The sequence below is a fragment of the Streptomyces sp. B21-083 genome, assembly GCF_036898825.1.
Classification (GTDB): domain Bacteria; phylum Actinomycetota; class Actinomycetes; order Streptomycetales; family Streptomycetaceae; genus Streptomyces.
This window is the reverse complement of the sequence record NZ_JARUND010000002.1, coordinates 53963-65974: the sequence shown is the minus strand read 5'-3', so window position 1 is coordinate 65974 and position 12012 is coordinate 53963. Positions and strand designations below refer to the sequence as shown.

Genomic DNA, 12012 nt, shown 5'->3' with positions numbered 1-12012 from the left:
AGTGGAGTGAAATGTCCGAAAACAATGCCGGTGACGTGCGGAAAGCGCCACGCATCACCGTCCTGGGCGCCGGCGTCATGGGCGTGGGCATCACCACCCTGGCGATCGGCCACGGTGTTCAGGTGACACTCGTCGACGTCGACCAGGCCAAACGTGAGGAGGCGGAGGCCCGGATAGCCCACGAACTGCGGCTGGCGCGGCTCATGGGCGCGCTGCCGGACGACGTTCCCGGCGGGGAACTCGTCATTAGTGATTCGGTGTCCGAAGCGGCCGGTTCCATCGCGGTCATCGAGGCCGTCACGGAAATCACGGAACTCAAGGAGAAAGTGATCGCGGAGGTTTCCGCCGTTGTTTCGCCTGGTACTCTCCTGATATCCAACACGTCGTCCATTCCGATCGATGAACTGGCCTCGGCGGCCGTGCGTCCGGCGGAACTCGTCGGCACGCATTTCATGAATCCGTCCTATCTCATCCGTACGGTCGAGGTCATTCGCGGCGCCCGCACCGGCGAAGCGGCCATGGACTCCGTACGGGCCCTGCTCGCCACCCTCCGCCGCCAGGCCGTCGTGGTACGGGACGCCCCCGGCTTCGTGACCAGCCGGGTCCTCCACCCGATGATCAACGACGCGGCCCGGGTGGTACAGGAGGGCACGGCGACCGCCGAGGACGTCGACGCGCTCATGCAGGGCTGCCTGGGCCACGCCACAGGCCCGTTGCGCACCGCGGACCTCATCGGCATCGACAACCTCGTCGACTCGCTGAACGTGCTGTACGAGCGCACCGGCGACGGCGGCTGCCGTCCCTGCGACCTGCTGCTGGAGAAGGTGCGGGCAGGCGACATCGGCCGGAAGTCCGGCCGTGGTTTCTACGCATACGAAGGGTGAAGGCCATGACCATGCCATCGGAGACCGTGGAGAAGGAACTCCTCGACTTCCTTGAGGTCCGCACCAGGACCGTGTGGGAGGCGGACACGGACCTCTTCGCGTCCGGCGGCCTATCGTCCCTGTTCGCGATGGAACTCGTCGTCCATCTGGAGAAGTCGTACGACATCGGGATCCGGGGCGCCGACCTGCGCCTGGACAACTTCCGTACTGTCGCGGGCATGGCGGCCCTGGTCCGCCGACTGCGAGCGGCCGCCGGGGACAACGGTGAGTGACCGTCTCGCCGAGGCGACGGCCTCGGTCACCGGCCTGGTCGGTGACCGGGCCGGTGACTGGGACCGGTCGGGCCTGCTCCCGGCCGAACTGCTGAGAAAGCTGGGCGCCGCCGGGCAGTTGTGCACCGGCGTGCCCACCGAGTACGGCGGCCTGGGCTGGGACAGCCGCACCGGCGGCGAGTTCACCGCCCACGTCGGCAGCCTGTGCAGTTCGCTGCGCAGTGTCATGACCTCCCAGGGCATGGCCGCCTGGACCGTCGAACGGCTTGGCACCGACGCACAGCGCCGGGAACTGCTGCCCCGCCTCGCCTCGGGCGAGCTGGCCGCCGTCGGCTTCAGCGAGCCCCAGGCCGGCAGCGACCTGTCCGGCATCGACACCCGCATCACCGCCGACGGCGACAGCGTCGTGGTCGACGGCCACAAGGTGTGGATGACGGCCGCTCACTACGCGGACCTGCTCATCGTCTTCGGACGGCTGGGCGACGGCGGCGCCGCCGTGGTCGTGCCCGCCCGGGCACCCGGCGTCCAGGTGCGACGGGTCGCCGATCCACTCGGCTGCCGCGCCGCCGGACACGCCGAGGTCCGCCTCGACTCGGTCCGCCTCCCCGCCGACAGCGTGCTGGGAGGCGAGGGCCTGTCCCTGCCGCTGCTCGTGACCACCGCCCTGGCCTACGGGAGGATGTCGGTCGCCTGGGGGTGCGTCGGCATCCTGCGCGCCTGTCTGGCCGCCACCACCCGGCACGCCTCGTCCCGCACGCAGTTCGGACAGCCGCTCGCCCGCCACCAGCTCGTCGCCAAGCATTTGGCCGACCTGTTCGTCGGGGAACAGGTCGCCACCCGCGCCTGCGAACACGCCAGCCACTGCTGGGACAACGGCTCCCCGGACATGGTGATCTCCACCATCCTCGCCAAGCACGTCAGTGCCGGCCACGCGGCCCGCGGCGCAGCGTCGGCCGTACAGGTCATGGCCTCGGCGGGGGCCCAGGACGGCCACCCGGTGGCCCGCGCCTTCCGGGACGCCAAACTGATGGAACTCATCGAGGGCAGCAACGAGATGTGTGAACTGATGCTCGCCCAACACGCGTTGACAACTGTGGAGCCGTCATGAGCGACAAGACCGGCGCCGACGCGCCGGCCATGGTGAAGTGCCTGGTCTGGGATCTGGACAACACCCTCTGGCAGGGCACGCTGCTGGAGGACGTGGAGGTACGGCTGCCCGACGCGATACGAACGGCCGTCGTCGAACTGGACTCACGCGGCATCCTGCAGTCCGTGTGCAGCCGAAACGACCACGACCTCGCCTGGGCGCGTCTGGAGGAGCTGGGCATCGCCGAGTACTTCGTCCTGCCCGAGATCGGCTGGGGCCCCAAGTCCGAAGCGGTCAGACGTATCGCCGAAGGCCTCAGCTTCGCCCACCGGACCATCGCCTTCATCGACGACCAGCCCGCCGAGCGGGCCGAAGTGGCCTACCACCTCCCGGACGTACGCTGCTACCCGGCCGAGGAGGCACTGACCCTCACCGGCCTGCCCGAGTTCAGCCCCGCCGTCAGCACGGTGGACTCCCGGCGCCGGCGGGAGATGTACCAGGCCGGCTTCCGCAGGGAGAGTGAACGGTCCGACTTCGAGGGCCCCGACCAGGAGTTCCTGCGCTCCCTCGAACTGGTGATGCGCATCGACCGGGCCACCGGGGAGGAGATCACCCGCGTCGAGGAACTCACCCTGCGCACCAGCCAGATGAACGCCACCGGAGTGCACTACTCGGACCGGGCGCTGCGCGACCTGCTGGCGGATCCCGGCCACGAGGTCCTGGTCACCAGCCTCACCGACAGGTTCGGGCCCCATGGAGCCGTCGGCGTGATGTTGTTGGAGAAACACCCGGCCGTATGGCATCTGAAGCTGCTTGCCACGTCCTGCCGTGTGGTCTCCTTCGGCGCCGGATCGGTCATCCTGAGCTGGCTGGTGAGCCAGGCCGCCGCGGCCGGGGTCCATCTCGTGGCCGACTTCCGCAGGACGGACCGTAACCGCATGATGGAAGTCGCCTACCGGTTCGCGGGATTCGACGAGGAGCCCTGCGCCTGCCGGGACGCCGTGGCGACGGCGCACGCGCGGGCCGGGGGAGCGGAGGAGGTCGAGCGGCTGCACCTGGCCGCGGCACCGCAGCCCCCGTCCGCGACGATCCGGCTGGTCGCACCTGACCTGGCCGTGCGGGCCGCCGCCGACAGCTCGGTGGCGGCCGGGGCCTGACCGCGCGACAAAAGACCTCGCCGCGCGGGAGCGCGCGGCGAGGTCTCATGTGTGGGCGTCGTCAGACGTCCCTGCGCCGTGCGAGTGTGATGCCGTCGGCCATGGTGAGCATGCTCAGCTCCACCCGCTCGTCCTCGTGCAGCCGGGCGTTGAGTTCACGGACGCCCGCGGTGTCGGCGTCCGTGAACTCCGGGTCGGCGACCCGGCCGAAGAAGAGCGTGTTGTCCACCACGACGAGGCCGCCGGGCCTGAGCAGCTCAAGGGACAGCTCGTAGTACCGCGGGTAGTTCGCCTTGTCCGCGTCGATGAACACCAGGTCGAAGGTTCCCGGGCCCTCCTGTGCGAGCAGCCCCTCCAGGGTTTCGGCCGCGTCGCCCACCCGCAGGTCGATCACGGAGTCCACCCCGGCCCGCTTCCAGTACTCCGCGCCGATCGACGGCCATCGGTCGGTGATGTCGCAGGTCACCAGCCTTCCACCGAGGGGCAGGGCACGGGCCATGCACAGGGTGCTGTAGCCGGTGAAAGTGCCGATCTCCAGCACCGCGTTCGCCCCGGTGAGGCGGACCAGCAGCGCGAGGAGCTGCCCCTCCTCGGCAGGCACCTGCATGGCCGTGCCGGCGGGCAGCCCGGCGGTCACCTCACGCAACTCCCGCAGAACGTCGTCCTCGCGCAGAGAGGTGTCCCTCACGTACTCGAGAAGCCGTGGGGTCATGCCGATCTGCTCAGCCATGAGTGAATCTCCGTCCCGGTGGGAGTCGGCGTGGAACGTGAGCCGCGCGGGGTTCCGTGCGGGAGCAGGCACAGGCGCCGGGCGTCGACGTCAGGTGGAAGGGCCCGTACGAGGGCACGTCCTGACCCGCTCCGCCCTGCCCTGGGGGTCTCAGGCGCCGGCGGGTCCGAGACGCGGGGAGACCTGAGGGCGGTGGCCGCCCACGCCCTCGTCGTCGGCGCCGTGCCACAGGCCGGAGTCGTAGGGCATGTCGGACACCCTCACGGCGGACCGTTCGCCCGCCGCCGGGTGCGCGGGCGTCCCGCCGACGAGTTCACCGATGAGCGTGGCGACATTGACGCGCAGCCGCTCCACGTCGTCGACCAGCTTGAGGAACACGGTCGGCTCGCCGAGCCTGGAAGATCGCATCGAGTCGACGCAGCGGGCCAGCCGGTCGACGGTGCCGAGCAGTTCTCCGATGTCAGCTCCGGGCATGGCGCCCCTCCGTCTCGGCTTAAGCGGTGCCCGCACCGAAGACCGGGAGCGAGCTGAGATGGTCGCGGACGGTGTTGTGCACCGCCTCCGGATGATCATTGAGGAAGAAGTGACCGCCCTTGAAGACATGCGTGACGAACGGCCCTTCGGCGTACTCGCTCCAGGCCTCGACCTCCGGCACGGACGCACGCGGGTCGGCGTCCCCGGTCAGTGCCACGACCGGGCAGCGCAGCGGCGGTCCCGGAACGTGCACGTACGTCTCCGCCGCGCGGTAGTCGCCGCGGATGGCGGGCATGACCATCTGCAGGATCTCCGGATCGGCCAGCGCCACGGCGGCCGAGCCGCCCAGCAGTTGCAACTCCCGCAGGATTCCCCGGTCGTCGCGCTGGTGGATGTACTCACTGCGCTCGAAGTGTGGCGCCCGGCGCCCCGAGAGGAACACGGTGACCGGGCTGTTCGCCCCGCCTGCCCGCTCCAGGCGGCGCGCCACCTCGTAGGCGAGGGTGGCGCCCATGCTGTGGCCGAACAGCGCCAGCGGCCGGTTGCCGGCTCGGGCCGTCAGGACCGGCAGCAGCCGGTCGACCAGCTCCGGCACGTTGTCGACGCACTTCTCGGCCCACCGGTCCTGCCTGCCCGGGTACTGCACGGACAGTACTTCCACCGTCGGCGCCAGCGCACCCGACATGGCGTGGAAGGAACTCGCCGATCCGCCGGCATGGGGGAAACAGACCAGCTGTGTCCGGGCCTCGGGGGCAGCCGCGAAGCACCGGAGCCACAGGTCCGGTTCATCGGCGCTACGATCCATCGTCCGTTTGTCCTCCGTCGGAGTAGGTCATGCGCCGGTCGGCACGATACGGAGGTTAGGCAGCCCTGCCCGGAAGCGGCCACCCCTAGCCAACCCCTACAGCCCCCAGAGTTCTCGCGGGCCACCCCAGATCCACTGCCTCGGTGCGGGTGCCACCCGGTAGAAAGTGCCGTATGAGATCTTCCGGACAGGCACCAGGCAGGCTCATGGCAACAAGCGATCTTCATGTGGCCTATCCGGAGAACCGGCGGCTCGCGGCCGGTATACGTCCTCACTCCGACGCCGACTGGCTCATCGTGGCCGGTGATGTCGGGGAGATTACCGAGGACTTCACGTGGGCGCTGAAGTTGTTGAGGGAACGTTTCGACACTGTTATCTGGGCGCCTGGGAACCATGAACTGTGGACTCCCGCGAGTGACCCGGTCCAGTTGCGCGGCGAGGAACGTTACCTCCACCTCGTCGACATCTGCCGTCGGCTCGGGGTGCTCACTCCGGAGGACCCCTACCCCGTGTGGGAGGGGCCGGGCGGCCCTGTCACGGTCGCCCCCCTCTTCGTTCTGTACGACTACAGCTTTCGCACCCCCACAGCCACGACCAAGGAGCAGGCGCTGGCCCAGGCGTACGAGGCCGGCGTGGTGTGCACCGACGAAATGCTCCTGCACCCCGATCCGTACCCGAGCCGCGAGGCGTGGTGCCACGCCCGGGTGGCGGAGACGGAGCGCCGGCTCGCCGAGCGCGACCCGGATCTGCCGACCGTTCTCGTCAACCACTACCCCCTGGTTCGGGACCCGACAAGGGTCCTGTACCACCCGGATTTCGCCCAGTGGTGCGGCACCGAACAGACCGCCAAGTGGCATCTGCGGTACAACGCCATGGCGGTGGTCTACGGGCATCTGCACATCCCCCGCACGACCTGGCACGACGGAGTTCGGTTCGAGGAGGTCTCGGTCGGCTACCCCCGCGAACACCGGCAGCGGGGGATGCCCCGCGGCGTTCTGCGCCAGATACTTCCGGCGGTGACACCCTCGTGATCGACCAGCTTCTGCCCGCCACCACCGCCTCCGCCTGGGCCCGGGAGGACCTCACCGACACCCGCCTGTTCCCGGAGGAGGAAGCGGCGCTCGGCGACGCGGTGGACAAGCGCCGCCGGGAGTACACCACCGTACGGGCCTGCGCCCGCCGCGCTTTGGCGCAGCTCGGCCTGGATCCGGCTCCGGTCGTGCCGGGGCACCGAGGGGCGCCGCGGTGGCCGGACGGTGTGGTCGGCAGCATGACGCACTGCGCCGGCTACCGTGCCGCCGTCGTCGCCCGTGCGACCGACATCGCCGCTGTGGGGATCGACGCCGAACCCCACGAAGCCCTGCCGGAGGGGGTGCTCGATGTCGTGGCCCGGCCCGAGGAACGCTCCTGGATCGCCGGCGCCGACGCTGCCACCGGCGTGTGCTGGGACCGGCTTCTGTTCGGCGCCAAGGAAGCCGTCTTCAAGGTCTGGTACCCGCTCACGGGCCGGGAACTGGACTTCGAGGAGGCCTCGATCACCTTTGACCGCCGGGAAAGCACCCCGGGGTACGTGTCGGGCGTCTTCGCCGCCCGGCTCCTGGTGCCCGCCCCTCGCCGGCTGACGGAACTCACCGGCCGCTGGATGGTAGGGGGCGGGCTGTCCCTTGCCGCCGTCGTGCTGCCCGCCCCGGCACCCGGACCGGGGTGACGGCTGCGAGAAGAAAGGTTCCTCCCGCTGTCCGGTCGTGGCGCGCATGCGCGCGCGGCATGCCACGGGGGACCGCGCAATCAGCGGAAATCGTGTCAGGTTTTTCGTAGGGGTGAGCAGTTCATGGAGTTCTTGTTGCTAGGTCCTCTGGTCATCCGGTCGGGCGGGAACGAGTTGAGGGTGCCCGCCCCGAGGCAGCGGGTGATCCTCGCCGCTCTCGTGCTCAACGCGAACCGTGTGGTCCCGGTGGACAACATCGCCAGCTTCGTCTGGGACGGCACCCCGCCGCCCAGTGCCGCCGCCACCATCCGTACCTACGTCATGAGGCTGCGTCAGGTCCTGGGCAACGCCGGGCGGGCGCGCATCACCACCCGCGCACCCGGTTACCTGATCGAGCTGGACGAGGACGAGACCGATCTGGGACGGTTCACCGCCCACCGAAAGGCGGCCGGCGCCCTCGCCGAGTCGGGCCGGACCTCGGAGGCGGTCGAGGAACTCAGCAGGGCGCTCGCCCTGTGGCGGCACGACCCGCTGATGGACGTACCCTCGCGCACCCTCCACGATGTCGAGGCTTCCCATCTGCAGAGGCTTCACCTGCAGACCCGTATCTGGCGTGTGGACCTGGACCTCGAACTGCAGCGCCACGCCGAGATACTGCCCGAGCTGTGGCAGATGGCGCGGGAACACCCGCTCCACGAAGGACTCATCGGCCGTCTCATGCTGGCGCTCTTCCGTTCCGGTCAGCAGCCGGAGGCCCTCGACCTGTTCCAGCGGACCCGAGCCGCGCTGATCGACCAGCTGGGAACCGAGCCGGGCTCCGAACTACGGGCCGTCCAGCGGCGCATACTGCGGGCCGAGGACGAACCGCCGCAGCACCGGGGCGACCTGCATGAGCACCGGGAAGGACGGGGTGGCGCGGGCCGGTCCTGGCCGGGCTGGCCGACACCGGCCCAACTACCGCAACAGATCACGGACTTCACCGCCCGCGCCGAGGAGACCCATGAACTGGGACGCCTGCTGCGCGGCGGGGCGTCCCCCGTGGGTCCGGCCACGACGGTGGTGGTCACCGGAGCCGGCGGGATCGGCAAGACCGCGCTGGCCCTGCACGTGGCGCACGCCGTACGCGCAGATTTCGCCGACGGGCAGATCTTCGTGGACCTGGAAGGCAGCACCGGACACACCGCCCAACCCGCCGAGGTTCTCATTCGGTTACTCGTCGGACTGGGCGTACCCGACGTCGCGGTGCCGAAGGCCATGGTCAACCGGATCTCCCTCTTCCGGTCCCTGATCGCCGACCGCCGGATGCTCATCGTGCTCGACGACGCCGCGAACGCCGCACAGGTCCGGCCCCTCATCCCCGGCAGCGGCGGGAGCCGGGTGATCGTCACCAGCCGACACCGCCTCGCAGACCTCGAAGGCGCGCACGGTGTCGCGCTCGACGCCCTCGACGAGGACTCCTCCCTGGAACTCCTGGAACGGATCACCGGCCGTCGGCGGATCGACGCCGAACGGCCGGCCGCCCGGCGGCTCGTCGTCGCCTGCGCCGGTGTGCCGCTGGCCCTGCGCATCGTCGGCTGCCGCCTCCGCGACCGACCCCGCCGCAGCCTCGGTGCCCTCGCCCACCGCCTGCTCGGACACCGGCGGCTGCTCGACGAACTGCACGTCGGCGACCTGGCGGTGCGCACCGGCCTGGACACCGGGTACGCCACCCTGCGCGACCGGTCCGTGCACGGCATCGACCTCGCGGCGGCATTCCGCACCCTCGGCGCCGGCAACACGTCCTATGTCCGCCGGGACGCGGCGGCGGAGCTGCTCAACTGCTCCGAGGAGAACGTGGAGGACGTACTCGATGTGCTGGTGGACGCGCATCTGCTGCGCGAGCACGACCAGGCCCGCTACCACCTGGACGCCCTGGTGCGGGCATACGCCAGGGAACGCGCCGAGGACGAGGAGAGCCTGGACCAGCGGGTGGGATCACTGCGCTGTCTGCTCCGGTGGTATCTGCGCACCCTCGACCGGGATGCCCGTCTGTTCACATCGGGGGTTCCCGAGAGGACGTACCTGGCGCGCCGGCCGACCGCGGAGTGGACCGACGACGACCGCGTGGGACTCGTCGAGGCCCTCGCCGAGGCGGAGCGGACGGGCCTCGAAGCGGTCGGCCGGCAACTGGTCGGCGAGCTGCGAGCACGCTTGCCGCCGCATACCCTGCCGCGCGCGGCCTCCGGATGATCCGCCTCGCGGACGCGTCCCACCCCTCCGGGGGAAGCCGGCACGTCACGGCGCACCGGGACGCAGGCAGGGGGCTGCCTATAAGGGTTGGCAGCCCTCCGCGACCCCCATGGCGTGGCCACCACCGCGCGGTGTGTGGGCAGTCGGCCCGGACCGCCGAAGCCCGTACCGCGGCACGGCACACCGGTGACCCCGCTTGCCGGCCTCCGGCGCGATCCCTTCCTCACGCCGCCGTCGTCTCCCGTCCGGCCGTCCCACGGCCCGTCCGTGCCCGCCCGCGGGCAACCAGCGATGACAATTGAGGAGCCCCTCCATGGACCCCCTGGCCGAAGCGGTGCTCGCCGGCGCGCCTCCGGAACGGCTGGCGCAAGCACCCGTGCCCCGCGAGTACACGGCCGTCCATCTGAGCGTCGAGGACCTGGACGTATTCGGTGACGCCGCCGACAGGGACGTCCGCCGCACGCTGAGGGTCGGCCCGGTGCCCATGCCGGAGCTGGCCGTGGACGAAGTGCTGGTCGCGGTGATGGCCAGCTCGATCAACTACAACACGGTGTGGTCGGCGACCTTCGAGCCGGTGCCGACCTTCAACTTCCTGCGGAAGCTCGGCCGCCAGGGCGGTACCGCCGCCCGGCACGACCTGCCCCAGCACGTCGTCGGTTCGGATGCCGCCGGAGTCGTCGTCCGCACCGGCGCCGGCGTACGCCGCTGGGGAGTGGGCGACCACGTCGTCGTCAGCTGCGTCCAGGTGGACGACCAGGAACCCGCCACCCACGCCGACGGCATGCTCGGCGCCGAGCAGCGGATCTGGGGCTTCGAGACGAACTTCGGCGGCCTGGCCCACTACGCGGTGGTGCGCGCCAACCAGTTGCTGCCCAAGCCGGCCCACCTGACCTGGGAGGAAGCCGCCTCCATGATGCTGTGCGCCGCAACCTCCTACCGGATGCTGGTGAGCGACCGGGGGGCCCGCATCAAGCAGGGCGACGTCGTACTGATCTGGGGTGCCACCGGCGGACTCGGCGCCTACGCCGTACAACTCGTCAAGAACGGCGGCGGCATCGCCGTTGGCGTGGTCAGCACGGAGGAAAAGGCCCGAAGGGCGCGGGAACTCGGCTGCGACGTCGTCATCAACCGCGCCGACATCGGCCTGGACGGCGACCTCGGCGACCATCCGGACGCGAGCATCGAGGCCGGCAAACGCCTCGGCAGGATCATCCGCGCCGAGACCGGCGAGGACCCGCACGTCGTGTTCGACTACATAGGCCAGGCCACGTTCGGCATCTCGGTCTTCGTCGTCCGCCGCGGCGGGACCGTCGTCACCTGCGGATCCAGCACCGGCTACCAACACCGCTTCGACAACCGGTACTTGTGGATGCACCTGAAACGAATCGTGGGCAGCCACGCCGCGAACCTGCAGGAGCAGTCGGAGTGCAACCGGCTGTTCCGCCTCGGTCACCTGGTTCCGGTCCTCTCCACCGTCTATCCGCTCGCCGACACGGCGGAGGCCGCCCGGCTCGTACAGACCAACCGGCACACCGGCAAGGTGGGCGTGCTGTGCCTGGCACCCCGACCCGGGCTCGGAGTGACCGACCAGCACCTGCGGGACCGCATCGGCGAGCAGAAGCTGAACCCGCTGCGCGACACGGGCAACCCGGCACGGGCAGTCTCCGCCCCGCCGACGCCAGCGGTCGACCCGGCAGCCGCGGTACCGGCCCGATGACGCGCACGACGTCCAAAACGTGCCCGGCAGGAACGACACGGACGACACCACGGACCGAAACGGTGAAGGGGACGAGGCGATGAGCACCATCCAGAGGGTCGGAGTCGTCGGCTGCGGCACCATGGGGTCGGGCATCGCACATGTCTGCGCCCTCGCCGGACTCGATGTCATGGTCGCGGCGGCGTCGTCCGCCTCGCTCGCCAGGGGGAGAGAGCGGCTCACCGGATCATTCGACCGAGCGCTGAGCAAGGGCAAAATCACCGTTCACGACCACGAGCACGCTCTCGCCCGCGTGTCGTACACCAGTGACCTGGAGGACTTGGCGGACCGACAGGTGGTCATCGAGTCGATCAGCGAGAACGAGCCGGCCAAACGCGAGCTGTTCGCACGGCTCGACGGGGTCCTTCAGGATCCCGAAGCCATCCTCGCCTCCAACACCTCCTCCATCTCGGTCCTCGGACTGGCCCGGGCCACCGGTGACGGTGGCCGCGTGATCGGGATGCACTTCTTCAACCCGGTGCCCGCACTGCCGCTGGTGGAGATGGTCAGCACGCCGCTCACGGACGAGAAGACCGCCGTACGGGCCGAGGAGTTCGTGACGGGAGTCCTCGGCAAGCGGATCATCAGGTCCCCCGACCGCGCCGGCTTCACGGTCAACGCCCTGCTCATCCCGTACCTCCTGTCCGCCGTCAGGATGGTCGAGTCGGGCCACGTGTCGGCGGACACCGTGGACGACGCCATGACACTCGGCTGCTCCCACCCGATGGGCCCGCTGCGGCTCGCCGACCTCATCGGGCTGGACGTGGTCGCCTCCATCGCGGAAACCCTTTACGAGGAGTTCCGGGAGCCCCACTACGCGCCGCCTCCGCTGCTACGACGCCTGGTGGAGACGGGCATGCTGGGACGCAAGACGGGCCAGGGCTTCCATCACTACGACCGGTGACGGTCA

The 12012-nt window shown here is 70.1% G+C and carries 12 protein-coding genes; 9 read left to right on the top strand and 3 right to left on the bottom strand.

The window, feature by feature from the left end; genetic code table 11:
• Window positions 1–11: 11 nt before the first annotated feature.
• Genes QA861_RS24670 through QA861_RS24655 form a run of 4 tightly spaced genes read left to right on the top strand, consistent with a single transcriptional unit; the run spans window position 12 to window position 3400 of the window.
• Entirely contained in the window at window positions 12–884 is an 873-nt protein-coding gene (locus QA861_RS24670; protein ID WP_334590760.1) for a 3-hydroxyacyl-CoA dehydrogenase family protein, read from the top strand.
• A gap of 5 nt (window positions 885–889) precedes the next feature.
• Entirely contained in the window at window positions 890–1156 is a 267-nt protein-coding gene (locus tag QA861_RS24665) for an acyl carrier protein (RefSeq protein WP_334590758.1), read from the top strand.
• The gene (locus tag QA861_RS24660) at window positions 1149–2264 is read left to right on the top strand and encodes an acyl-CoA dehydrogenase family protein (RefSeq protein ID WP_334590757.1); all 1116 of its coding nucleotides are present in this window, start codon (window positions 1149–1151) and stop codon (window positions 2262–2264) included. The genes QA861_RS24665 and QA861_RS24660 overlap by 8 nt, the downstream gene beginning before the upstream one ends.
• The gene (locus QA861_RS24655; RefSeq protein WP_334590756.1) at window positions 2261–3400 is read left to right on the top strand and encodes an HAD-IIIC family phosphatase; all 1140 of its coding nucleotides are present in this window, start codon (window positions 2261–2263) and stop codon (window positions 3398–3400) included. The genes QA861_RS24660 and QA861_RS24655 overlap by 4 nt, the downstream gene beginning before the upstream one ends.
• Before the next feature lie 61 nt (window positions 3401–3461).
• On the opposite strand, the gene QA861_RS24650 is transcribed toward QA861_RS24655, so the two are convergent.
• From QA861_RS24650 to QA861_RS24640, 3 genes are all read right to left on the bottom strand, one after another.
• On the bottom strand, window positions 3462–4130 hold the full coding sequence (locus QA861_RS24650) for an O-methyltransferase (RefSeq protein WP_334590755.1): 669 nt from the start codon (window positions 4128–4130) through the stop codon (window positions 3462–3464).
• A gap of 150 nt (window positions 4131–4280) precedes the next feature.
• Window positions 4281–4604, bottom strand: a complete 324-nt coding sequence (locus tag QA861_RS24645) for an Rv0250c family protein (protein WP_334590754.1) — start codon at window positions 4602–4604, stop codon at window positions 4281–4283.
• A gap of 19 nt (window positions 4605–4623) precedes the next feature.
• Window positions 4624–5409: a thioesterase II family protein gene (locus QA861_RS24640; RefSeq protein ID WP_334590753.1), complete on the bottom strand. Its 786-nt coding sequence runs from the start codon at window positions 5407–5409 to the stop codon at window positions 4624–4626.
• A 206-nt stretch (window positions 5410–5615) separates the two neighbouring features.
• Between QA861_RS24640 and QA861_RS24635 the strand changes: the two genes are divergently transcribed.
• From QA861_RS24635 to QA861_RS24615, 5 genes are all read left to right on the top strand, one after another.
• Window positions 5616–6440 carry a metallophosphoesterase family protein gene (locus QA861_RS24635; protein WP_334590752.1) on the top strand — a complete coding sequence of 275 codons (825 nt, stop codon included), beginning with the start codon at window positions 5616–5618 and terminating at the stop codon, window positions 6438–6440.
• On the top strand, window positions 6437–7117 hold the full coding sequence (locus tag QA861_RS24630; protein ID WP_334590751.1) for a 4'-phosphopantetheinyl transferase family protein: 681 nt from the start codon (window positions 6437–6439) through the stop codon (window positions 7115–7117). Before QA861_RS24635 ends, QA861_RS24630 begins: the two co-directional genes overlap by 4 nt.
• 180 nt (window positions 7118–7297) lie before the next feature.
• Entirely contained in the window at window positions 7298–9346 is a 2049-nt protein-coding gene (locus QA861_RS24625; RefSeq protein WP_334590750.1) for an AfsR/SARP family transcriptional regulator, read from the top strand.
• Between the two features lie 313 nt (window positions 9347–9659).
• Entirely contained in the window at window positions 9660–11063 is a 1404-nt protein-coding gene (gene ccrA, locus QA861_RS24620; protein WP_334590749.1) for a crotonyl-CoA carboxylase/reductase, read from the top strand.
• 79 nt (window positions 11064–11142) lie between these two features.
• Window positions 11143–12006: a 3-hydroxybutyryl-CoA dehydrogenase gene (locus QA861_RS24615; RefSeq protein WP_334590748.1), complete on the top strand. Its 864-nt coding sequence runs from the start codon at window positions 11143–11145 to the stop codon at window positions 12004–12006.
• Window positions 12007–12012: the final 6 nt, after the last annotated feature.

Bases quoted from the DNA above. Each gene is read 5' to 3' on its own strand.
- QA861_RS24670 (WP_334590760.1), top strand. From the start codon at position 12: ATGTCCGAAAACAATGCCGGTGACGTGCGGAAAGCGCCACGCATCACC.
- QA861_RS24665 (WP_334590758.1), top strand. From the start codon at position 890: ATGACCATGCCATCGGAGACCGTGGAGAAGGAACTCCTCGACTTCCTT.
- QA861_RS24655 (WP_334590756.1), top strand. From the start codon at position 2,261: ATGAGCGACAAGACCGGCGCCGACGCGCCGGCCATGGTGAAGTGCCTG.
- QA861_RS24650 (WP_334590755.1), bottom strand. From the start codon at position 4,130: ATGGCTGAGCAGATCGGCATGACCCCACGGCTTCTCGAGTACGTGAGG.
- QA861_RS24645 (WP_334590754.1), bottom strand. From the start codon at position 4,604: ATGCCCGGAGCTGACATCGGAGAACTGCTCGGCACCGTCGACCGGCTG.
- QA861_RS24640 (WP_334590753.1), bottom strand. From the start codon at position 5,409: ATGGATCGTAGCGCCGATGAACCGGACCTGTGGCTCCGGTGCTTCGCG.
- QA861_RS24635 (WP_334590752.1), top strand. From the start codon at position 5,616: ATGGCAACAAGCGATCTTCATGTGGCCTATCCGGAGAACCGGCGGCTC.
- ccrA (WP_334590749.1), top strand. From the start codon at position 9,660: ATGGACCCCCTGGCCGAAGCGGTGCTCGCCGGCGCGCCTCCGGAACGG.
- QA861_RS24615 (WP_334590748.1), top strand. From the start codon at position 11,143: ATGAGCACCATCCAGAGGGTCGGAGTCGTCGGCTGCGGCACCATGGGG.